Source organism: Nocardioides sp. CCNWLW216 (assembly GCF_037120545.1).
GTDB lineage: Bacteria > Actinomycetota > Actinomycetes > Propionibacteriales > Nocardioidaceae > Nocardioides > Nocardioides lianchengensis.
In genome coordinates this window covers 226766-250123 of record NZ_JBBBBJ010000006.1, presented here as the reverse complement: position 1 = coordinate 250123, position 23358 = coordinate 226766, and the positions used below count along the sequence as shown (strand labels likewise).

The following is a 23358-nucleotide window of genomic DNA, read 5'->3' as shown; positions in this document are numbered from 1 at the left end:
CGGGAGAGGAGACACACCGTGAGCACCACCGCCTGGTTGACCACCCTGCAGTTCGCCGGGGTCAACGCCCTGTTCGCGCTCGCCATCTACGCGTCCCTGTGGACCGGGGTGCTGAGCCTCGCCCCCGTCTTCTTCGGCGCCGTCAGCGCGTTCACCTTCGGCTACCTCGCCGGGGCGATCGGCCTCTCGCCGGCCCTGGGCCTGCTGCTGGGCGTCGCCCTCGGCGCGGCCCTCGGCGCGGCCACCGCGGGGCTGATCATCCGCCTCGACAGCCACTACCTGGCCATGGCGACCATCGCGATGGTGCTCATCGGCCGGGTGCTGGTCCTCAACCTCACCGAGTACACCGGCGGCGCCTCCGGCACCCTGGTCCCCGGTGACCTCGGGACCTGGGTCTGGCTGATCGGCACCCTGGTGGTCGCGGGCTACGTGATGTCGCGCCTCGCCGGCTCCCGCTTCGGCCTGGCGGCCGACGCGGTGCGCGAGGACCCGGCGGTCGCCCAGACCCTGGCCATCTCGCCGCGGCAGATCCAGTTCGTCGGCTTCATCCTCTCCGGCGCGCTGGGTGGCGCGGCCGGCGTCTTCCAGTCCAGCTTCCTGCAGTACATCGGACCGGACACCTTCTACACCCACCTCGGCTTCGTGACCCTGGCCGCGGTGGTCCTCGGCGGTGCCTTCCACTGGGCCGGCCCGATCGTCGGGGCGATCGCCTTCACGATCCTGCCGGAGCTGCTGCGCGAGCCGATGGGGGAGTACGACCGCGTCGTCACCGGCGTCGCCCTGGTGCTGATCATCATCTACATGCCGCGCGGCCTGGTCGACGTACGGCGGCTGCGGCTGCTGCGCGACCGGACCCGACGGCGACCAGGTGGCCGACGAGAGGACGTGACGCCCGCGGGCGCACCGGCCGGGGCGGAGGCGTCGTCGTGACCGCGACCGACTCGGAGTCCCGAGGCGTGCAGACCGCCCCCGTGGCGGTCGACATCTCCCACCTGACCAAGACCTTCGGCGGCCTGGCCGCCGTCGACGACGTGACGATCAGCGTGCCCGAACGACGCATCCACGGGATCCTCGGCCCCAACGGCGCCGGCAAGACGACCGTGCTCAACATGGTGAGCGGGTTCGTGTCCGCCGACGCCGGCCGGATCGACGTCTTTGGCGAGGACGTCACCCGGATGAAGCCGTTCCAGATCGCCCGCCGCGGGGTCGCCCGGACCTACCAGAACATCCGGCTCTTCCCGGGCATGACCGTGCTCGAGACGGTGATCGCCGGCGCCTATCTGCAGCGCAGCTCCACGATCCTCGGCGCCATCCTGCTCAGCCCGGCCGAGCGCCGCGAGCGGCGCGAGATGCGCGACCGGGCCGCCGAGCTCCTCGAGAAGGTCGGCGTGCGCGCCGACCACGGGACCCTGGCCGAGACCCTCTCGTACGGCGACCAGCGGCGCGTCGAGATCGCGCGGGCGCTGGCCACCAACCCGCGGGTGCTGCTGCTCGACGAGCCGACGGCCGGCATGAACGACGTCGAGTCCGAGGCGGTCGGCCTGCTCCTGCGCGAGCTGCGCGACCTCGGGCTCACCCTCATCCTCATCGAGCACAACATGCGGCTCGTCGAGGAGTTCTGCGAATCCGTCTCGGTGATGAACTCCGGCGCCGTGCTCGCCCAGGGCGAGCCCACCTGGTGCCTCGAACAGGACGACGTGAAGGAGGCCTACTTTGGCAAGCGATCCGATGCTGCGCGTATCGCGACTCTGCGCCGCGCACGGCGCGGTCCAGGCGGCGCGTGACGTCGACCTGGAGGTCGCCGCCGGCACCCTCGTCGCGCTGATCGGCTCCAACGGGGCCGGCAAGACCACGACGCTCAACTCGATCGCCGGGCTGCACAAGCCGGCGAGCGGGACGGTCACGGTCGCCGGCCGGGACATCACCGGCTGGGCCTGCCACCGCGTGGTCCGATCCGGGGTCGCGCTGGTCGCGGAGGGACGTCGCGTCGCGCCGCCCCTCACGGTGGTCGAGAACCTGGAGCTGTCGGCGTACTCGGGGAGGAGCAGCAAGGCCGAGCTGCGCGAGCAGCTCGAGCGCGTCTTCGACCTGTTCCCACGCCTGGCCGAGCGGCGAGACCAGTACGCCGCCTCGATGAGCGGCGGCGAGCAGCAGATGCTGGCCGTCGGGCGGGCGCTGATGACCAAGCCCGACGTGCTCCTCCTCGACGAGCCGTCGATGGGGCTCGCGCCGAGCATCGTCGACGTGCTCTTCCAGACCATCACCACGCTGCACGAGGCCGGCGCCACGATCCTGCTCGTCGAGCAGAACGCCGAGCTCGCCCTGGCGGTGAGCGACCACGTCTACGTCATGCAGCGCGGCCAGATCGTGTCCGAGGGCACCCCGGACCTGGTCCGCGGGCGCTCCGAGGTCATGTCGGCCCTCTTCGGCTAGGGAAGCGCTGATCAATGGGGGTGGATGTCGGCGTCGTCTCGGTGGTGGGCTGGCAAGGCGCCGACGCGACGTCATACCGGGCGTCTTTCGGCGTGTCGCCAACGCCGCCAGGTCGCCGCCGAGGCGGCGTCCGGCGCCGCCCGCATTGATCAGCGCTTCCCTCACCCATCCGAGACAGGAGAACCATGAGCGAGATCAGGTTGGACGGCCGCGTCGCCGTCGTCACCGGAGCCGGCCGCGGCCTGGGGCGCGAGCACGCCCTGCTGCTCGGCGCCCGGGGCGCCCAGGTGATCGTGAACGACGTCGGCGGCTCGCTGGACGGCGAGGGTGGCGAGGCCACGCCCGCCGAGCAGGTGGTCGAGGAGATCCGGGCCGCCGGCGGCACGGCGATCGCCGACGCCACCGACGTGAGCACCCTCGAGGGTGCGACGGCGATCGTCGAGCTGGCGACCGGCACCTTCGGACGTCTCGACGTCCTGGTCAACAACGCCGGCATCCTCCGGGACCGCTCGATGGCCAAGCTGACGCCCGAGGAGGTGGAGCCGGTCCTGCGGGTCCACCTCGGCGGCACCATCTGGATGACCAAGGCGGCCTGGCCGGTCTTCCTGGAGCAGGGCTACGGACGGGTCGTGAACACGACCTCGGCGGCGGGGATCTTCGGCAACTTCGGGCAGACCAACTACGCCGCGGCGAAGGCCGGCATCGTCGGCGTCACCAAGACCCTGGCCATCGAGGGCGCCCGCAGCGGCATCCAGGTCAACGCGATCGAGCCCGGGGCGCGGACCCGGATGACCGAGGACCTGCTCGGCGACCTGGCCGACAGCGTCGACCCCGCGCTCGTCTCGCCGCTGGTCCTGTGGCTCTCCTCCCAGGAGTGCGGGGCCAGCGGCGAGGTCTACAACGTCGGCGGCGGCCGGGTGGCCCGCGTGCTGGTGGCCCAGACCCCGGGCTTCTTCTCGCGGACCCTGACGCCGGAGGACCTCCGCGACCACTGGGACGACATCAACGACGTCGACCAGGCCCAGGTGATGCTGACGTTCCAGGAGGAGATGGCCGTCCTGGTCGCGCTCCTCTCGGACGCGACCCGGGCCTGAGGTGACCGACGCCGCTGGGACGCCCGGGACCCTGGCGGTCGGGCACGGCCTGCTGGCCGCGCTGGACGCCAACGACGCCGACGGCGTACGTCGCTGGTTCGCCCCGGGCGGGACCTGGTGGGTCGACACCGGGCTGGACCGTGCGGCCGGGTGCCAGGACGTGGACCCCGGCCCGGACCGGCCCTGGCCGCTGCACGGGCTGATGGACGCGCAGGCCAAGTGCGACCTGCTCGCCTCGGTCCCGGAGCGGTTCCCGGGCGGGGTGCGCCAGCACGTGCGGCGCGCCTTCGCCGGGGGCGACGTGGCGGTGCTGGAGGTCGAGGGGGACGGGCTCTTCCTGGGGGAGCGGCCCTACCGCAACCGCTACTGCTTCGTCGTCCAGGTGCGCGAGGGCCTCGCCACCGGGCTGCGCGAGTACCTCGACACCGCGCACAGCGCCGCGGTGTTCGACGGTCGCCACCTCGACCGCCGCTCGCGGGCCGAGCCGCGGGCGCCGTCGTACCGCTCGCCGGGGACCGGGCTCCACGGGATCGTCGATCGATTCCTCGCCTGCCTCGCCGACGCCGACGGCGCGCGGCTCCTGGGGCTGTGCACGCCGGACGCCACCTGGTGGGCCGACGGCGGCCGGGTTCGGACCGCCGGTCCGGAGGCGCCGGTCGACCTCGACGCCGAGCTGGTCGTCGTGGGTCGGGTGCCGGTCGTCGACCGCGCCGTCCGGATCGGGCGCCTGCGCGAGACCTACCCGGACGGCCTCCGCCTGGTCGCCCACCGGGTGGTCGTGGACGACGACCCCGGCAGCGGCCTGGTCGTGGCCGAGGTGGTCGGGCACGGCGTGCACCGCTCCGGGCGCACCTACCAGAACCGCTACGCCTTCGTGCTCCGCGTCGAGGGCACCGACCGGGGGCTGCGGATCGCCGAGGTGCGCGAGTACTGCGACACCCGGCACGCGTTCGACGTCTACGGCATCGACCGCTGAGCGGCTCGCCCCGGCGTCCTGCCGAAGAGTCAAGCAAGCAAGCGCTTGACATCTAATCAAGCACTTGCTTTACAGTGTGACCTGCTGCACTCGCCGCACCGACCCGGAGGACGACCCGCCCATGCCTGAGCTGCGCGACCCGGACCACGAGCTGATCGCCAAGGCGATCCGCGCCCGACTGGCCGAGTTCGACGACGCCTACTGGTCGGCGTGCGACACCGAGCACCGCTTCCCCTGGGAGTTCTTCCAGGTGATGGCGGACGAGGGCTGGGTCGGCCTCGCCATCCCGGAGCAGTACGGCGGGGGCGGGCGGGGCGTCACCGAGGCGGCGATCCTGCTGCGCGAGGTCGCCGCGTCCGGCGCGGCGATGAACGGCTGCACCGCCCTGCACATGAACGTCTTCGGCCTCCAGCCGGTCATCAAGTACGGCAACGAGCGGCTCAAGGACACCTTCCTGCCGCCGGCGGCGGCGGGGGAGTTGCACGTCGCCTTCGCCGTCACCGAGCCCGACGCCGGGACCGACACCTCGCGGATCAAGACCAAGGCGGTCCGCGATGGCGACGGCTGGCGGATCTCGGGTCAGAAGATCTGGACGAGCAAGGCGATCGAGTCCTCGATGGCCCTGATGCTGGCCCGCACCTCGCCGGCGCCGACGGACGACGAGCGCCGCCGCTTCGACGGGCTGAGCCTGTTCCTCATCGATCTCGACCCCGACCACGTCGACATCCGGCCGATCGCCAAGGCCGGCCGCAACGCGGTCGCCACCTGCGAGACCTTCTACGACGACCTGCCGGTCGAGGGCTGGCGGCTGGTGGGCGAGGAGGGCCAGGGCTTCAAGCACATCCTCGCCGGCCTCAACCCCGAGCGGATCCTCATCGCCGCCGAGGCCACCGGCATCGGCCAGGCCGCGCTGCGCCGGGCCACCGACTACGCCAAGGTGCGGCGCGTCTTCGACCGCCCGATCGGCAGCAACCAGGCGATCAGCCACCCGCTCGCCGACGCCTACGCCCGACTCGAAGCGGCGTGGGAGCTGACCCTCGTCGCCGCCCAGCGCTACGACGCCGGGCTGTCCTGCGGGGCCGAGGCCAACATCGCGAAGTACCTCGCCGCCGAGGCCGGCTACGACGCCGCCGACCGCGCCGTCCAGGCCCACGGCGGCCTCGGCTACGCCACCGAGTACCACGTCGAGCGCTACTGGCGCGAGGCCCGGATCATGCGGCTGGCGCCGATCAGCCAGGAGATGTCCCTCAACTTCATCGCGCAGCAGGTGCTCGGCCTGCCGCGGAGCTACTGAGGAGCCGGCCGTGACACGACTCTCGGGCCGGGTGGCCTACGTCCTCGGCGGCGGCAGCGACGGACCGGCGCGCCCCGGCGACGAGCTGCCGATGGGCAACGGCCGCGCCATCGCGCTGCGGCTGGCGGCCGAGGGGGCGCTGGTCGTGGTGGGGGACAAGGTCCCCGAGCGCGCGCAGGCCACGGTCGACCACCTCCGGGCGACCGGCGGCGAGGGGCTGGCCGTCGAGGTGGACGCCGCCGACCCCGACTCGTGCCGGCGCGCCGTCGAGGCCACCGTGGCGTACGGCGGCCGCCTCGACATCGTGGTCTGCAACGTGGGGATCTCCGGCCGCGAGCCGCTGAAGGTGCAGTCCCTGGAGGACTGGGCGCTGGCCGACGCGGTCAACGTCCGCTCCCACTGGCTCACCGCCCAGGCCGCGCTGACCCCGATGCTGGAGCAGCAGGCCGGCAGCGTGGTCTTCGTCGGCTCGACGGCCGGGATGTCGAGCAGCCGACGGTCGCTGTCCTACGAGGCGACCAAGGCCGCCCAGCTCGCCGTGATGCGCCACGTCGCGGTCCGCTACGCCGCCCGGGGGATCCGGTCCAACGCCGTGGTGCTGGGCAACATCGACTCGGCGCTGGTCCGCCGCGAGTTCGGCGAGGGCGGCGCGGCGCGGGGTGCCGTCGTCCCGATGGGTCGTGAGGGGCGCCCGGAGGAGGTCGCCGGTGTGGTCGCCTTCCTGGTCAGCGACGACGCCGGCTACGTGACCGGCCAGAGCCTCGTCGTCGACGGCGGCGTCAGCGCCGCCTGGCCCAGCCCGCCGGTGATGCCGTGATGTCCCGCCCAGTCAGGAGCAGCGTGTGAACAGCAACGTCGTCGTCAGCGGCGTCGGGATGAGCCCCTTCGGCAAGTTCCTCGACCGATCGATGAAGGACCTCGGACGGGTGGCGGTCGACGCGGCCCTGGCCGACGCCGGCATCGGCGTCGGCGACGTCCAGGCGATGGTCTTCTCCAACGCCCTCGCCGGCCTGATCACCGGCCAGGAGTGCATCCGCGGCGAGGTCGTGGGCTACCCGCTCGGCCTGGCCGGCATCCCGATCCACAACGTCGAGAACGCCTGCGCCTCCGGCGGCAACGCCCTGCACCTGGCCTGGCTGATGGTCGCCTCCGGCCTGCACGAGACGGTGCTGGCGCTCGGGGTCGAGAAGACCAACCACGAGGATCGGCAGCGCACCTTCAGCGCGTACGCCGCCGGCATGGACGTCGAGGAGCGCTTCGCCACGGGCGACGGGGCCGGCCAGGAGCGCAGCCCGTTCGTCGACCGCCAGGCGCGGCTGGCCGGGAAGCTCTTCGACGAGCGCGGCGTGACCATGGAGGGACTGGCCCGGGTCACGTCCCGGTCGCTCGAGGCGGCCCGGCTCAACCCCTTCGCGCACCGCCGGTTCGGCGGCAGCCCCGAGGACGTCCTCAACGCCCGGGTCGTCGTCGACCCGCTGACCGTGCTGATGAGCTCCCCGATCAGCGACGGCGCCGCGGCGGCCGTCGTCACCAGCCGCCCGGACGCGGTCGCGTCGGGTCGCTCGGTGCGGATCCTCGCCTCCCGGATGGCGACCCGGCCGCCCCGCGACCAGCCCGACGCTCCGAACGCGGTCGCGGCGAGCGCGCAGGCGGCGTACGAGCAGGCGGGGCTGGGACCCGAGGACATGGACCTCGCCGAGGTCCACGACGCGTCCGTGGCCTACGAGCTGATGGCCTGGACCGACACCGGCCTCTGCGCGCCCGGGGACGAGCAGCGCTGGGCGATGGAGGGCGTCACCGAGGCGGGAGGCGCCATGCCGGTGAACCGCTCCGGGGGCCTGGTCGGGCGCGGGCACGCGCTCGGGGCGAGCGGGCTGGCCCAGGTGCATGACGTCGTCGCCCAGCTGCGCGGCGAGGCCGGTGACCTCCAGCTCGACGGGCCGCGGACCGGGCTCGTGCAGATCGGCGGCGGGGTCGTCGACTGGCTGACGGCGGCCTCGAGCGTGCACGTGCTGGCGGCGCCGTGAGGGCCGACGAGCTGGTGATCGACGCCCACATGCACGTGTGGGACGCGAGCTGGCTGCCCGAGGGCCTGCGCCAGGCCTGGGCCCGCCAGGGCGCGGGCCGACGGCTGCCGGAGCGCTGCCCGAACGAGGTGTTCGGCCACGTCGCGGTCGGCCAGAGCGACCCCGACGCCGCGCTCACGATCGCCGCGTTCGACCGGGCGGGGGTCGCGGCCGGCCTGGTTCCGGTCGTCGACTGGACGATCGTCGGGCGGCCCACCGGCACCCACCTCCCGATCGCGGAGCTGAACGCCCGCTACGAGGAGCTGTCCACCAAGCACCAGGACCGGCTGTACTTCTGCGCCGGCCTGGACCCCCGCCACCCCGACGCCCGTGCGCTGTTCGAGGCCGCGGTCGCCCATCCGCACTGCCGGGGGCTGAAGCTCTACCCGGCGGCGGGCTGGGACCTGCGCGACCCCGCCCACGCGTGGCTGTTCGAGGAGCTGCTCGCCCGCGACCTCCCGGCGGTGGTGCACACCAGCCCGCTCGGCGGCGACCCGCTGCAGGTGATCCGGTGCCGGCCCGCGGAGGTGGCGGCGCTGACGGCGTCGTACCCCGGGCTGCGCGTGGTCTACGCCCACGCCGGTCTGGAGGGCTGGTGGTCGGAGGCGGTCGACTGCGCGACCGGGTGGCAGCACGCCTACCTGGAGCTGTCGCTGTGGCAGCGCGTCGCCCTCCAGGACTACGACGAGTTCCGGCGCCGGGTACGGCGGATGCGCGAGCAGGTGGGCGCGCACCGACTCGTCTTCGGCTCCGACATCATCCGCGGTCCGCGTCACGACCCCGCGGGTGACGAGTTGGTGCAGTGGATCAGCATGGTCCGAGACCTCGCGGCGCCGTACGCCGGCTCCGCGGCGGTCCTCTCGGACGAGGAGCTCGGGCTCTTCCTTGCTGGCAACGCGGTTCGGTTGTTCGACCTCAAGGAGCACGCATGAGCGAGACCCTCGGAGACCTCTTCGCCAAGGCGGGTCGCCGGTTCCCCGACAACGTCGCGATCGCCTCGCTGGGGCGTGAGCGCACCTTCGCCGAGGTGATCGACCGCGGCTGGCGGTTGGCGCACGCCCTGCGCGACCGCGGGCTGCCGGCTGGCTCGTCGGTCGCCGCGATGCTCGGCAACCGCGTCGAGTCGCTCGAGGTGTACGTCGGCCTCGCGCTCGGCGGCTACACCGCCGTGCACGTGAACGACCGGCTGACGGCCGCCGAGGTCGACTACGTCCTGACCGACTCCGGCGCCGCCGGCCTGGTGCACACCGACGGCGCCTCCCCGGTGGCGGCCCAGCTGACCGGTGCCGGGGCGCTGCGGGCCTGGCTCGCGATCGACGACGCGCCACCGGCGGGAGCGGAGTCCTTCGACGCCGCGCTGGACGCCGCGGACTCCTCGCCGCTGCCGATCGAGGCGGACGTCGAGGCCACCGCGCTGATCGGCTACACGAGCGGCACCACCGGCTTTCCCAAGGGCGTCCTGGTCAGCCACCGTGCGGTGGTCAACTGCATCAAGCTGGTGCCGTTCGCCTACCGGCTGCCGCTCCAGGGGCACGCGGCGTTCCCGGGCGGCTGGTCGTTCGTCTCGGGGCTGTGGGGCGTGATCTTCCCGCACTTCTACACCGGGGGGACGGTCTCCTTCATCCCCGGCGCGACCCCGGACGAGTGGGGCCGGCACATGGCCGAGCACCGCTCGACCTTCACCCTCGGCCTGACCCCGCTGATCCCCGGCCTGATGGCGGCCCTGCGCGAGCACCCGGCCGCGCTGGACTCGCTGCAGTCGGTGCTGCACTCCGGCGGGCCGCTGCCGCCCGAGCTGGCCTCGGACCTGGTCGACCTGATCGGCGACCGGCTGGTCGAGACCTACGGCATGACCGAGGTCGTCGGCCCGATCACCATCACCAACCGCAGTGACTGGCGCGGCCAGGGCGCCGCTCGCAACATCTTCGAGTCGGTCGGCCGGCCGCTGCCCACGTCGTCGATGCGCGTGGCCGACGCCGCCGGCGCGACCCTCCCGGTCGGCGAGGTGGGGGAGCTGGTCATCTCGGCGGACACGATGTTCTCCGGCTACCACGGTCAGCCCGAGAAGACCGCCCACGCGCTGCGGGGCGACGAGTACTTCACCGGCGACCTCGGCTACCGCGACGAGGCCGGCTACTACTACCTCACCGGTCGCGCCCAGGACCTGATCATCAGCGGCGGCGCGAACGTCTACCCCGCCGAGGTCGAGCGCGTGCTGCTGCTCATGGACGAGATCAGCGAGGCGGCGGTCTTCGGGCTCCCCGACGACCGGTGGGGCGAGGCGGTCTCGGCGGCCGTCGTCGTCGCGCCGGGCGCGACGCTGGACGAGGACGCCGTACGGACCTTCGCCCGGGGGCAGCTGGCCGGCTACAAGAAGCCCGTCCACGTCTTCTTCGTCGACCAGCTGCCCCGCAACTCGGGTCTGAAGGTGATGAAGCACGTCCTGAAGGAGCAGCTCGCCGACGCGGCGGGCGCCCACGACACGGAAGGAGCGACGGCATGAAGCTCGGCATCAGCGAGCTCTTCCCCGGCGTCGGTCGACGCAGCGGCAGCTGGTCGGCCGAGGCCGCGCAGCTGATCGAGGAGATCGGCTATCGCAGCGTCTGGCTCCCCGAGCACGTCGTGTTCTTCCCGGAGTACCGCTCGCAGTATCCCTACGAGTCGGGCGGGGCCCAGGAGGTCCACAAGACCCTGGGCGTGCACGACCCGCTCGTGCTCGCGGGGGCGATCGCCGCCTCGACGACGACGCTGCGGATCGGGACGTACGTCTTCGTGGTCCCGCAGCGCAACCCGATCGTCACCGCGCGCCAGGTCGCCAGCGTCGACCAGCTCAGCGGCGGTCGCTTCGAGTTCGGCGTCGGAGTCGGCTGGTCCGAGGAGGAGTACGGCGCCCTCGACGTCCCCTTCGAGCGCCGTGGCGAGCGGATGAACGACTACCTCGCCGCGATGCGTGTGCTGTGGTCCGAGGACGAGATCAGCGAGTACCGCGGGGAGTTCGTCGACTTCGAGCCGCTCTACTGCTTCCCGAAGCCCGCGCAGGCCCGGCTGCCGATCATCGTCGGCGGCAACAGCCGCGCCAGCCTGGAGCGGATCGTCGCGTTCGGCGACGGCTGGGCCGGCTACAGCCGGACCCACGAGGACATCAAGGTCTTCATCGGCCGGCTCGAGCCGATGATGGCGGCCGCCGGGCGCAGCATGTCCGAGCTGTCGCTGAAGGTGGGCCGCCGCAGCAAGGGTGCGACCGAGCAGGACTGGGAGGACGACCGGGCCTACATCGAGGAGGCCCTGCGGCTCGGCATCGACGAGGTCGTCGTGTCGCCCCGGATCGGCGACGACCACTACGAGCGTGACATGAGGCGGTACGCCGAGATCCTCGGTCTCTGATCGGCTCGACGGCGGCGTCTCGGTGACGTACGCTGGCAAAAGTAGAGCAAGCGCTTGATTAATTAGGAGAACGACATGGGCAGCACCGACCCGATCCCGTCCGAGGGTCCGGAGATCGACTACCTGATCATCGGCGCCGGGGTGTGCGGGCTCTACCAGCTCCACCAGCTGCTGGAGATCGGAGCCTCGGTGCGGGTGGTCGACGCCAACGCCGGTCTCGGGGGCACCTGGTTCAACAACCGCTATCCGGGCTGCCGGTTCGACTCGGAGTCGTACACCTACCAGTACTCCTTCTCCCGCGAGCTCCTCGACGAGTGGACCTGGAAGGAGCGCTTCGCCGCCCAGGGCGAGACGCTGTCCTACCTCCAGCACGTCGCCGAGCGCTTCGACCTGGAGCGTCACATCACCTTCGACGCGCGGGTCGTGCGCGCCGAGTGGGTCGAGGACGGCTGGTTCTGGCGGGTGCAGCTCGCCGACGGGACCGAGATCCGCACGCGCTTCGTGCTCGGCGCGATGGGCCTGCTCTCGGTCCCGACCTACCCGCGGGTCGCGGGCGTCGGCAGCTTCGGGGGCGTGGAGACGCACACCTTCGACTGGCCGGAGGGGCTCGACGTGACCGGCAAGCGGGTGATCGTCATCGGGACCGGCGCGAGCGGTGTCCAGGTGATCACCGACATCGCCGACAAGGTCGCGCAGCTGACCGTCCTGCAGCGGGACGCCAACTGGACGGCGCCGCTCGGCAACGGACCGATCACCGACGACGAGATGGCCCGGCTGCGGACGTCGTACGACGAGATCTTCGCGTGGTGCCGCGAGACGCCCGCCGGCTTCATCCACCGCCCCGACCGCACGCTGTCGACGGACGTCACCCGGGAGGAGCGCTGGGCGCACTGGGAGGACCTCTACGCGAACGGTCAGGGGGCCGCGATGTCGATGGGCAACTACCGCGACACGATGATGGAGATCGAGCCCAATCGGGAGCTGTCGGAGTTCGTGGCCGGCAAGATCCGCGAGCGCGTCCAGGACCCGGCGGTCGCCGACATCCTCATCCCGAAGGACCACGGCTTCGGCAACAAGCGGGTCGCGGGGGAGTCGGGCTTCTACGAGGTCTTCAACCGGCCGAACGTCGAGCTCGTGGACATCATGGCCAACCCGATCGACGAGGTCACCCCGGGCGGGATCCGGCTCCTGCTGGAGGAGGGCGGGACGCGGGACCTCGAGGCGGACGTCATCGTCTACGCCACCGGCTTCGACGCGGTCACCGGCGCCTTCGACCGGATCGAGTTCGTCGGGGTCGACGGGGTCCGCCTGAAGGAGCAGTGGAAGGACGGGCCGGAGACCTGCATCGGGGTGCAGGTGTCCGGCTTCCCGAACCTCTTCATCCTGGTCGGCCCGCAGTCGGGCGCCGCGACGGCCAACTTCCCCCGCGGGATCGAGGACGTCGTGAACTGGATGACCGAGACCGCCCGCCAGATCGAGCGCAACGGCATCGGCCGCTTCGAGGCGCGCCGCGAGGCCGAGGTCGAGTGGGTCGAGCACGTCCGCGAGATCAACAGCCTGCTGCTCCTCGCCCATTCCAAGTCCTGGTTCAACGGCCACAACATCAACCTCGACCGCGAGGACAAGCCGCGCGTCATGGTCTATCTCGGCGGTGCTCCGCGCTACCGCAAGCGCCTCGCCCAGGAGATCGAGAACGGCTACCCGAGCTTCCGGCTCGCCCCGAGTCCGGACCTGCCCGTCGGGTACGCCGCCACGGGGGCCTGAGCGGTCACCCCGGAACGCGCTCGACGCCGCCGATCCGAGGACCGGCGGCGTCGAGACGGTGGGGCGAGGAACTTCTGCCCTTCTTGGTCTCAGAGTGACGAGCGGTCAACGGTGTTGACTGAACGTCCCGTAGCGGCCACAGGATCGATGATCAGACCGATTTGGACCGCCCGCGGGTTCGCCGTTGCGGGGTGCGAGACTGCGGGATCTCAGTACGTCGGTACCGCGGGCATCGATCGGAGGCGATTGGCATGGGACGCACAGTGCGGATCGGACGGCTCCACCTGGTGACTGTGCCGTGAGCGGCGACGCTGCCGGGTCGGCCAGGGAAGCAGGCGCGACCACCGACCGGGCCGAGGTCCTGCGGGGTCTCGGCGACGTCGTGGACCAGGTCCGCTCGGCGATGGGTGCGGACACCGCGACCCTGCTGGCGCTCGACGACACCCGGACCCACCTGGAGCCCCTCGCCACGGCGGGGTTGGACCGGACCCTGCACCGGGCCCGTCGCGTACCGGTCGGGCGGGGCTTCGCCGGCCGGGTCGCCCAGACGCGGCAGCCCGTCGCCCTGTCCCACGTCGACAGCTCCACCGTCGTCAACCCGGTGCTGCTCGCCCACGGCGTGCAGTCCCTGCTCGGAGTCCCGGTCCTGCACGGCAGCGAGCTGCTCGGCGTGCTGCACGTGGGGTTCCACCAGCAGCACGTCGGCGACGACGAGGAGAAGGCCCGGCTCAGCCGCCACGCCGCCGAGGTCGGCCGGAGCCTGCACGACCGGTTCGCCGACGAGGCCCACGACACCGCACTCGCCCTGCAGCGGAGCCTGCTGCCCACCACCGTGGTGGCGCCGCCGGGGCTCAGCATCGCGGCTCGCTACCTGCCGGCCGACGGTGACCTCGGGGGCGACTGGTACGACGTGTTCGAGCTCCCCGGTGACCGACTGGGCCTGGTGATGGGCGACGTCGCGGGCCACGGCCTGCAGGCGGCGATCCGGATGGGCCGGCTGCGCGGCGCGCTGCGGGCCTACGCGCTGGATCACGAGGACCCGGCCGAGGTGCTCGCCCGACTGGACCGCATGATCTGCCACTTCGAGCCCGACGTGCTCGGGACCGTGGTCCTCGGGGTCTCGCGGCCTCCCTTCACCGAGTGGAGCTTCAGCTCGGCCGGCCACTTCCCGCCCCTCGTCGGTGCGGCCGACGGGAGGACCGTCGCCGCCGAGCTGCCCCAGAGTCCGCTGCTCGGCTTCCGTCCCGACACCGTTCGGCGCAGTACGACGGTCTCCGTGCCTCCGGGCGGCTTCCTGTGCCTCTACACCGACGGCCTGGTCGAGCGTCGACCGACACGGGCCCTCAGCGCGGCCGATGCGATCGCCCGTAACACCGTCGACCTCCTGACCGCGCTCGACCAGCCGGCAGACCCCGAGCTGCGCTGCATCAGAGCGTTGTCGGCGGTCATCGGCGACGGCGGGGTCGAGGACGACGTCGCCATCCTGGTGGCTCAGCTCGACGGGGGCCCGCCCGGCTGAGGACGCCAAGAGCTGCCTCGATGTGGCGTCACTCGGCGTGCTCGTCGCGGGCCAGGCGGTCGCGTCGGTCCTCCTCTCGCTTGGAGTACGCCGCGGCACGGATCGCCTCGTCGGTCTCGAGGCCGGAGCCGAGACCACCGCCGACGGTGGCCGCCGACGCCACGAACCAGGCCAGGACGAACAGGTCCGGGTAGCCCAGCGAGGAGTTGAGGTAGCCCCCCATGAGGTCGGGATCGAGGACGAAGAACGCCCAGACCAGGTTCACGACGTAGAGGGCGACGTAGCAGATGAGCACCCCGGCGGTCAGGGTCAGCAGCGTCGAGGCGTTGTAGAGGCGGGATCTCTCGCGTGCCTGGGCAGACGGGTCGTCGGGACGGTCCCACAGCTCCCCGTCGATCACGAGCCAGGCCACGACCAGGGCGATCGAGGCGACCGTCGCCACGACGAGTCGCCACCACGACAGCGATCCGGCCAGCAGCCAGACCGTCGAGTTGACCGTGGCGACGGCGCCGGTCGCCAGCGCGGCCACCAGCGCCGACTTCAGTCCGGGAACCAGCATCCAGGGGCGGTTGGCGAGGACCATGCCGAGGAGCAGGCGCCACCGGCCCCGCAGCTGGGGCAGGACCACCCGGTGCTCGCCCTCCTCCGGGCCGGGCTCCGCCATCGCTCGGATCAGCGAGCGCACGGCTCGCCGCGAGCGGGCGTGCATCCGGAACCCGCCCAGGGCCGGCAGCGACAGCACGGCCGTCCGCTGCTCCCGATCGGTCTGGACGAGCAGGTGCCGACCCTCGTGGTCGTGGAGGGGCAGCTCGGTCAGGCCGACGACGAGGTCCCAGTCGTGCTCCCGGGCTCGGTCCTGCAAGCGGGACACGGCCGTCCCGACGTCCTCGGAACCGGTGGTGAACGGCTCGCTGACCACAGCGATGTCCCACGAGGCGCCCTTCTCGCCAGGGCCTAGATCGGACATCCGGCGGGCGATCGCGGTCGGCGCGGCCGGGTCCGCCACGAGACCGATCTGGATCCTCTGCATGAGGCATGACACCGTCTTCGATCGGGTCACCACCATCGGCAGCACGGCCGATTGTGCCGGGGCATCCCCGGCGGGCAGCGTGGGGCGCCAGTGCGTCGCCGGGACGTTCCCGCCCCGCGAGCGGTCCGGGCGTCGGCTAACGACCAGAGGACGACGAGCATGAGCGCGTGGACACCCGAGTCGGAGCCGGCCAGGAGCAGTGGGGGTGCGGTGACCCTGGTCGAGGGGTCGTCGTTCTGCCTCTGCGGTCCGGACGGCGACCTGGGTGGGGTCGAGCCGTACGGCGTGTTCTTCCGCGACACCCGCATCCTGTCGCGGTGGGATCTGCAGGTCGACGGGCGGACACCCGAGCCGCTGGTCGCCATGGCGCCCGAGGCCTATCGCGGGATCTTCGTCGCTCGCCTGCCTCGTCGGTCGGGCCGCACCGACACCAACCTGCTGGTCCAGCGCGATCGACGGGTGGGCAACGGACTTCGGGAGGAGGTGACCGTCCGCAACGCGGCCGGCGAGCCGGCTGCGGTCACGGTCACGATCACGATCGAGGCCGACTTCGCCGACCTGTTCGAGGTGAAGGCCGGCGAGGTCCGGGCACCGGGTGGTCGACAGGCCCGCGGCCAGGGCGAGCGGCTGGTGCTCGACCAGCGCTGGCGTTCCAGCCACCGCGGGGTGGTCGTCCTGGCTCCAGGCGGTTCCGCCGACGGGGCCTCGTGCGGCGTCCATAGCGCCGGGACCATCCGCTACGACGTCGTCGTACCCGCTCGCGGTCGGTGGACCACCTCGATCCTCGTGCAGCCGATCGTGGAAGGGGAGGAGGTGGAGCCTTTCTTCCCGCTCGAGCGTGCACCGGACGACTCGGTCCCCGCGCAGCGTCTCCAGCGGTGGCAGGAGTCCACGCCGATCGCGACGACCGGACACGAGGGACTGCAACGGGTCCTGAGGCGCAGCCAGCAGGACCTCGGGGCACTGCGCATCTTCGACCCCCACGACCCCTCGCTCGTCGCGGTCGCCGCCGGTGCCCCGTGGTTCATGGCCCTGTTCGGCCGCGACTCGCTGCTCACCGCCTACATGGCGCTGCCGGTCGACCGCGGCCTGGCGTCGGGCACGCTGCGGACCCTGGCCCGGCACCAGGGCCGGGTCACCGACCCGCTCACCGAGGAGGAGCCGGGGCGGATCCTGCACGAGGTCCGACTGGGCGTGGAGTCCGGTCTGTCCCTGGGCGGGGGCAGTGTCTACTACGGGACGGTCGACGCGACGCCCCTGTTCGTCGTGGTGCTGGGCGAGCTGGCCCGGTGGGGCGCCCCGCCGGAGGAGATCGCCGCGCTCCTGCCGCACGCCGACCGGGCCCTGGAGTGGATCCGGTCCCACGGGGACCGGGACGGCGACGGGTTCGTCGACTACCGCCGCGCCACCGACCGGGGTCTGGAGAACCAGGGCTGGAAGGACTCCTGGGACGGCATCACCTTCGCCGACGGGCGCCCCGCGGAGACACCCATCGCGCTGTGCGAGGTGCAGGGCTACGTGTACGACGCCTACCGCACACGGGCCGAGCTGGCGCGACTGGTCGAGGACGGAAAGACGGGCCAGGCGTGGGACGACCGTGCCGATGCCCTCAAGCGGGCGTTCAGCGAGCGGTTCTGGCTTCCCGACCGCGGCTGGTTCGCGCTCGCGCTCGATCGCGACGGTCGCCCGGTCGACGCCTGCGCGTCGAACATGGGCCACTGCCTGTGGAGCGGCATCGTCGACGACGACCTGGCCCCGGCGGTCGCCGAGCACCTCCTCTCGCCGGCGATGTTCAGCGGCTGGGGCGTGCGCACGTTGAGCAGCGAGATGGGGGCCTACGACCCGCTCTACCCGTCCGAGGCACGAGCGCTGAAGGCAACGATCGCTGCGGTCGACGCGGTGCTGTTCGTGACCCCTGAGTACAACCGCTCGATCCCCGGGGCCCTGAAGAACGCGATCGACTGGGCGTCACGACCCTGGGGACAGAACTCCTTCGACCACATCCCGGCCGCGGTGATCGGAGCCTCCATCGGCCAGATCGGCACCGCCCTGGGTCAACAGAGCCTGCGCGGCGTGCTCAGCTTCTGCAACGCCCGCCAGATGACCTCGCCCGAGGCTTACATCCAGTACTCCGCCGACGTCTTCCGGGCCGACGGCGAGGTCACCGACGACTCCACCGAGGCGTTCCTCCGTGCCTTCATGGCCGAGTTCCGCACCTACATCGGCATGGTCCTGACCGTCCTGCCGCGCCTCCAGGAGGAGTGACGGGAAGATCGGGCCAGCACGACGGACAATTCAGTTGAAACTTGAATGAAACTTCACGGGATGTTGCGGATTCTCCACGGACGGGCGTGAGGGAATGGGTGGATGACTGACCTACCGGACCTCGAGAGTCCCGTCGACCGGTACTCGCGGATGGTCCGACACACGGACGGGGTGCCGGTCGCCCTCGTCACCGTCCCGGATCCGACGTGCCAAGTCGTCCTGGGTGCCGCCGATCGGTTGCCCGAGCCCTCCTGCACGACGGGTTCCGGCCCCCTGACGCACTCGTTCTGCCAGCGCGTCGTCGAGGACGGTCGGACGCTGACCGTCGACGACGCCCGCGAGGTCCCTGAGCTGCGGTCGCACGGGGCAATCCGCGACATGGACGTGATCGCCTACCCGGGCTGGCCGCTCGTGGACGGGTTCGGGGCGGTCGTGGGCTCGTCGTACGCGCCCGACACCGAGCCCCGGGAGTGGACCTCGGCCGAGATCCTGATGATGCGCGACCTGGCTGCGTGCTGCTCCGCCGAGCTCGATGTCCGAGTGCCGAAGGTGGACTTCTGAGGTGGGTGCTCGACGACTCCGACCCACGAGCAGCGACCTGTCGGCCGAGGTCGACGAGCTGCACGGTTCGGCCATCAGGCTCATCGACGAGTCGCGGACCCTTCGTCACTCGATCGAGCTGAGGATGATCCGCAGGACGCTCGGGAAGCGATGGCGTACGAGAGCGCTCCCGCCGACAGGGGTGGTCGACGTCGGGAGTCCTCGCCGCCCCGGGTGATGGAGCCGTGCGCTGAGCAGATGCCCCGCACCCTCCGTCCGAACCTCCCTCCCCGTCCTGCTCCCGAGGTGCTCTCGCGAACCGGAGCCCTCCCCACCACTGAATCGGATGAGATGGACCTGCAACCCCACTTCCCGCCCGACCCGAGCCTGCCGACCCTGCTGGACGAGCGCGACCAGCTCCTGGCCCAGGTGCGGCTCGCCGAAGCTGCCCGCCGAGTGGTCCGGCGAGCCTCGGGTCAGCGGTCGCTCGACCACGTCCTGGCGGAGTCCCGGTCGGTGCTGCTCGAGGGTTTCCGCGCCCTGGGGCTGTGGCTCCAGACCTTCGACGAGGATGGCCTGGGCAAGGCGGCCCTCTACTCCGACGACGGGCGGCCGCTCGAGTTCAGCGAGACCGTCCACGCCATCGCCTACAACGCGGCCCACGCGCTGTGGGCGGAGCAGCAGACCCTCGTCCTCGGCGCCAACGGGGGCTCCCCGCTGCTCACGCCAGCGGAGTCCCGCGACATCGCCCGCCTGCTCGCCGAGCTGGAGGTCGACTCGATTCTCTTCGTCCCCCTGGGTGCCGGTCACGAATGCCTCGGCAACCTGGTGCTGACCAGGACCGCAGACGCCCCCCGGTGGACCGAGGCGGAGGCGGCCGCCGCGCTCGACGTGGGTCGAGATCTGGGGGCAGCGATCCTCAACGTGCGTGCCTACGAGCGCGAGCACCGGTTGGTCGAGGAGCTCCGGGCGCTGGACACCTACAAGAGCCAGCTCATCGCCACCGTCTCGCACGAGCTGAAGAACCCTCTGACCTCGGTGCTGGGCCATCTCGAGATCCTCGAGTCCGCCGACGAGATCCCCGGACCCGCACGTCGATCGATCGTCGCGATGCATCGAGGCGCGCGACGGCTGGGCCGGGTCGTCGACGACCTCCTGCTCCTGGCCAAGGTCGGCGACCCGGAGACCCCGATCATCGGACGCCCGGTGGACCTGGCCGCCATCGTCCGCGACGTCGTCGACCTCACCGCGGTCGAGGCAGAGCGTCGCCAGCAGACGGTGACGATCTCGAACGTCGCTGACACCCTCGACGGGCAGGTGCTCGCCAACGGCGACCCGGCCGAGCTCGACCGCGTCGTCTCCAACCTGGTCAGCAACGCACTGAAGTACACCCCCGAACACGGCCACATCGCCATCGCGCTCAACCGACACTCGGAGGGAGGGTCTGGGAACTATGGCCCGAGCACCGACCGCGCGATCGCGCGGGCAAGCGACGTCACGGAGGTGGAGCTGGTCGTGAGCGACAACGGCTACGGCATCTCGGCCCACGACCAGCAGCAGCTCTTCACGGAGTTCTTTCGCTCCTCGAACCCGGTCGCGGTGGCCCAGCCGGGTACCGGCCTCGGCCTGGCCATCGTGCGCCGCATCGTGAGGCGTCACGGCGGTCACATCACGGTGGACTCGAAGATGGGCCAGGGAAGCACCTTCCGGGTCCTGCTCCCGGCCGCCTAGTCCCGGGCCCCGCGCCGGGTGATCGGGCGACCACAGCAGAGGGTTGCCGACCGTCGGTGGCGACCGGCAGCGGTCGAGGGTGTTGCGCGGCAGGTGTCCGGGGGTCGTTGCGCTGCGCCGTCGTGGCGAGATCGCGGCAAAGGCGCGGAGCCCCGAATGTGCTCGACGCCGCCCATCTCTCCTCCGCCAGCCGGACGTGCCGGCTCGGTGAGTCGGCTGAGCTCTCCGGTTCTTCGAACAGCGGAGCCCTGAGGGCGTTAGCGTGGTGTTGATCTCGGGTCTTAGGCGGTTGCGTTTGCTTGTCCGCGGTCTCAAGCTGCCTGGGTCACTCCCCGGGTGGATCTTCTTGCAGATGGGGCAGTGCGTGATGCGTGACCGGGTTGATCTTGTCGGTCCGATGGCTCAGGGACGGCACTTCGCAAGGTCTGCAAAGCAGATCCACCTGAGCAGGACCCTGATGGCCTCGCTGTCGGCGGTGGTGGCGCTGCTGGTCGGTGCATCGTCAACGACCTTCATCGGGCTTCTCACTCCCGCTGAGGCGGCGTCGGTGGGGGTGCCGGTGCCGGCCGATTCGGCGGGTCAGGTCACTGCCTGGGGAGACAACGACTCTGGCCAGAGGGCGGTGCCTACGTCTCTCGCAGGCAAGGCGGTGACCGCGGTAGCAGCAGGGGCGTTCCACTCGTTGGCGTTGACCTCAGATGGGCGGATCACCGGTTGGGGACGCGATGTTGAGGGTCAGGCCACGGCGCCGGGCTCGCTGAACGACAAGACGGTCTCGGCGATTGCGACCGGCGCGTACCACTCGGTGGCTCTGACCTCGGACGGTCAGGTCACTGCCTGGGGGCAGAACGATTTCGGGCAGACCACCGTCCCATCGTCGGTGAGCTCCGGCACCTCGACGGCGATCGCTGCCGGCTCCTACCACTCCCTGGCGCTGAGCACGGATGGTCGGGTGACAGCCTGGGGCTACGACAACCACGGGCAGATCGATGTGCCGGCCTCCCTGACGGGCAAGACGGTGACCGCGATCGCAGGCGGGCTCTACCACTCTCTGGCGTTGACCTCCGACGGGCACGTGACCGCGTGGGGCAACGACTTCTACGGGCAGTCGACCGTTCCGGCGTCGCTGGCGGGCAAGACGGTCACGACCATTGCCGCCGGTGCCTACCACTCGATGGCGATCACTTCCGATGGCCAGCTCATCGTGTGGGGTAGCGACGACTCCGGGCAGAGCACCGTGCCCGCGCCGCTCGCCGGCAAGACCGTGATTGCGGCCGCCGGCGGCTACGACTACACCGTCGCTGCGACCTCAGATGGTCAGGTCACTAGCTGGGGCGACAACACCTACGACCAGAGCACCTCCCCGGCGTCGCTGTCGTCGAAGAAGGTCACCGCCCTCGCGGCCGGCGCCTACCACGCCCTGGCGATCACCGCGGATCTGCGAGCAAACGCGGCACCACTGATCTCCGGGGTAGCCCGAGTCGGTGGTGCGCTGACCGCGATCGCCGGCCGTTACAACGCAGACCCGGATAGCCTCGCCTACGTCTGGAAGGCCGACAGCGTCGCAGTCGGCACCAACACCGCCACCTACCGGCCCTCGAGCAGCGACATCGACAAGACGATCACCGTCACCGTCACCGCGAAGAAGGCCGGATACGCCGACACGGTCACCACTTCGGCCGCCACCGCGCGGGTGGTCGCGGGTGGACGCGTCACCGCGTGGGGGAGCAACTTCGCCGCGGAGAGCACCGTGCCGGCCTCACTGGCCCGCAGGAGTGTGACGGCGATCGCAGCGGGGTTCAACCACTCGGTGGCCCTGACGGCGGACGCGAAGGTCGCGGCCTGGGGCAGCGGGGTCCAGGGCACCGTCCCGGCAGCGTTGACCACCGTGAACGTGACCGCGATCGCCGCCGGGACCAACCACAACCTCGCCCTGACCTCCGCGGGACGCGTCCTGGCGTGGGGGAACAACTCCGGCGGCCAGACGACGATCCCGCCCGAGCTCGACGCCCGGGCCGTGATCGCGATCGCGGCCGGGAACAGCCACTCGCTGGCGTTGACCTCCGACGGTCAGGTCATCGGCTGGGGCAGCAACACCCAAGGACAGACGTCGATCCCCGCAGCCCTGTCCGGCGTTCCCGTGGTCGCGATCGCCGCCGGGTCCAACCACAGCCTCGCCCTGACCAGCGACGGTCGGGTCGTCGCGTGGGGTGCCGACGGCGACCTCCAGTCCACCGTGCCGGTGGCGCTGACCTCGCAGACGGTGATCGCGATCGCCGCGGGCACGCCCCACTCGTTGGCGCTGACCTCCGTGGGGCAGGTGGTGGCCTGGGGCGGCAACGCCCAGGGACAGGCGACCGTTCCGTCGTCCCTGTCGGGGCGGACCGTGGTCGCCATCGCTTCCGGTGCCGGCGCGGACCACTCCCTGGCGCTCACTGATGACCGGGAGGTGGTCGCCTGGGGGTCCAACGGCAGCGACCAGCGCGTGGTTCCCGCGTCCCTCACCGGCCAGCCGAACACAGCCCTCGCCGTCGGAGGGGCGCATTCGGTGGCCCTCACCGCCGCTGTCATCGCCGATCAGGAACCCACCATCACCGGCACCCCCCAGGTGGGCACCCAGCTGTCCGCACAGCGCGGCACCTACAACGCCACCGCCACCTACGGATTCCAGTGGTACGCCGACGACGTCGCCGTACCCGGCGCCACCAGCTCCCTCTACACCCCCACCGCCGCCCAGCGCGGACAGACCATCACCGTGACCGTCACTGCAGCCAAGACCGGACACGCCACCGCCACCGACACCTCCTCGGGCGTCGGCCCCGTCGCCGCCGGCACCTTCACCACCGGCCCGGCCGCGACCATCGCCGGTACGCCGGTCGTGGGGGGCACTCTGACCGCGTCCCCCGGCCCGACCCAGACCAGCTCCACGAGCCCCACGGCGGACTCCTTCACCTACCAGTGGTCCGCCGACGACACCGAGATCACCGGGGCCACCGGCCGCACACTCACCCTGACCCCCGACACGGTCGGTGCTCTCATCACCGTCGCTATCACCGCGCACCGCGACGGCTACACCGACGCCTCCGACCTCTCCGACCCGGCCGGGCCCGTCGCGCAGGCCACTTTCACGACCGGCCCCACCGCGACCATCACCGGTACGCCGACGGTCGGGCGGACGCTGTTCGCGGGCGTCGGGGACGCCGCGCCGTCGCCGGACAGCTACTCCTACGTCTGGTACGCCGAGGGCGTCGAGATCACCGAC

The 23358-nt window shown here is 71.7% G+C and carries 18 protein-coding genes; 17 read left to right on the top strand and 1 reads right to left on the bottom strand.

The features are described 5' to 3' along the window. Nucleotides 1–18 precede the first annotated feature (18 nt). The 13 genes from V7S47_RS15705 (at nt 19) to V7S47_RS15645 (ending at nt 14530) form a co-directional block, all read left to right on the top strand. Nucleotides 19–930: a branched-chain amino acid ABC transporter permease gene (locus V7S47_RS15705; RefSeq protein ID WP_336562444.1), complete on the top strand. Its 912-nt coding sequence runs from the start codon at nt 19–21 to the stop codon at nt 928–930. Beyond that, the gene (locus tag V7S47_RS15700; protein WP_090860895.1) at nt 927–1784 is read left to right on the top strand and encodes an ABC transporter ATP-binding protein; all 858 of its coding nucleotides are present in this window, start codon (nt 927–929) and stop codon (nt 1782–1784) included. The genes V7S47_RS15705 and V7S47_RS15700 overlap by 4 nt, the downstream gene beginning before the upstream one ends. Beyond that, nucleotides 1729–2433, top strand: a complete 705-nt coding sequence (locus V7S47_RS15695) for an ABC transporter ATP-binding protein (RefSeq protein ID WP_090860894.1) — start codon at nt 1729–1731, stop codon at nt 2431–2433. Before V7S47_RS15700 ends, V7S47_RS15695 begins: the two co-directional genes overlap by 56 nt. 185 nt (nt 2434–2618) lie before the next feature. Then, nucleotides 2619–3527: an SDR family NAD(P)-dependent oxidoreductase gene (locus V7S47_RS15690; protein ID WP_336562443.1), complete on the top strand. Its 909-nt coding sequence runs from the start codon at nt 2619–2621 to the stop codon at nt 3525–3527. 1 nt (nt 3528) lies between these two features. Next, complete coding sequence (locus V7S47_RS15685; protein WP_336562442.1) at nt 3529–4503, top strand: nuclear transport factor 2 family protein; 975 nt, start codon at nt 3529–3531, stop codon at nt 4501–4503. A 121-nt stretch (nt 4504–4624) separates the two neighbouring features. Further along, nucleotides 4625–5797 (top strand): acyl-CoA dehydrogenase family protein, encoded by a 1173-nt coding sequence (locus tag V7S47_RS15680; protein WP_090860891.1) that lies wholly within the window; start codon nt 4625–4627, stop codon nt 5795–5797. A 10-nt stretch (nt 5798–5807) separates the two neighbouring features. Then, complete coding sequence (locus V7S47_RS15675; RefSeq protein ID WP_336562441.1) at nt 5808–6614, top strand: SDR family NAD(P)-dependent oxidoreductase; 807 nt, start codon at nt 5808–5810, stop codon at nt 6612–6614. 25 nt (nt 6615–6639) lie between these two features. Next, complete coding sequence (locus tag V7S47_RS15670) at nt 6640–7824, top strand: thiolase family protein (RefSeq protein WP_336562440.1); 1185 nt, start codon at nt 6640–6642, stop codon at nt 7822–7824. After that, nucleotides 7821–8795 carry an amidohydrolase family protein gene (locus V7S47_RS15665; RefSeq protein ID WP_336562439.1) on the top strand — a complete coding sequence of 325 codons (975 nt, stop codon included), beginning with the start codon at nt 7821–7823 and terminating at the stop codon, nt 8793–8795. Before V7S47_RS15670 ends, V7S47_RS15665 begins: the two co-directional genes overlap by 4 nt. Beyond that, nucleotides 8792–10366, top strand: a complete 1575-nt coding sequence (locus V7S47_RS15660) for a class I adenylate-forming enzyme family protein (protein WP_336562438.1) — start codon at nt 8792–8794, stop codon at nt 10364–10366. The genes V7S47_RS15665 and V7S47_RS15660 overlap by 4 nt, the downstream gene beginning before the upstream one ends. Continuing rightward, on the top strand, nt 10363–11247 hold the full coding sequence (locus V7S47_RS15655; RefSeq protein WP_336562437.1) for an LLM class F420-dependent oxidoreductase: 885 nt from the start codon (nt 10363–10365) through the stop codon (nt 11245–11247). The genes V7S47_RS15660 and V7S47_RS15655 overlap by 4 nt, the downstream gene beginning before the upstream one ends. A gap of 75 nt (nt 11248–11322) precedes the next feature. Then, nucleotides 11323–13011, top strand: a complete 1689-nt coding sequence (locus V7S47_RS15650; protein ID WP_336562436.1) for a flavin-containing monooxygenase — start codon at nt 11323–11325, stop codon at nt 13009–13011. A 298-nt stretch (nt 13012–13309) separates the two neighbouring features. Next, entirely contained in the window at nt 13310–14530 is a 1221-nt protein-coding gene (locus V7S47_RS15645) for a PP2C family protein-serine/threonine phosphatase (protein ID WP_336562435.1), read from the top strand. 28 nt (nt 14531–14558) lie between these two features. On the opposite strand, the gene V7S47_RS15640 is transcribed toward V7S47_RS15645, so the two are convergent. Then, on the bottom strand, nt 14559–15560 hold the full coding sequence (locus V7S47_RS15640) for a hypothetical protein (protein WP_336562434.1): 1002 nt from the start codon (nt 15558–15560) through the stop codon (nt 14559–14561). A 159-nt stretch (nt 15561–15719) separates the two neighbouring features. Between V7S47_RS15640 and V7S47_RS15635 the strand changes: the two genes are divergently transcribed. The 4 genes from V7S47_RS15635 to V7S47_RS15620 all read left to right on the top strand — a co-directional run. Beyond that, on the top strand, nt 15720–17825 hold the full coding sequence (locus V7S47_RS15635; RefSeq protein WP_336562433.1) for a glycogen debranching N-terminal domain-containing protein: 2106 nt from the start codon (nt 15720–15722) through the stop codon (nt 17823–17825). Nucleotides 17826–17927: 102 nt separating this feature from the next. Further along, nucleotides 17928–18386, top strand: a complete 459-nt coding sequence (locus V7S47_RS15630; protein WP_336562432.1) for a GAF domain-containing protein — start codon at nt 17928–17930, stop codon at nt 18384–18386. A gap of 330 nt (nt 18387–18716) precedes the next feature. Continuing rightward, nucleotides 18717–20096 (top strand): sensor histidine kinase, encoded by a 1380-nt coding sequence (locus tag V7S47_RS15625; protein ID WP_336562431.1) that lies wholly within the window; start codon nt 18717–18719, stop codon nt 20094–20096. Between the two features lie 457 nt (nt 20097–20553). Further along, on the top strand, nt 20554–23358 hold a 2805-nt coding region (locus tag V7S47_RS15620; protein WP_336562430.1), incomplete at its 3' end, for an RCC1 domain-containing protein.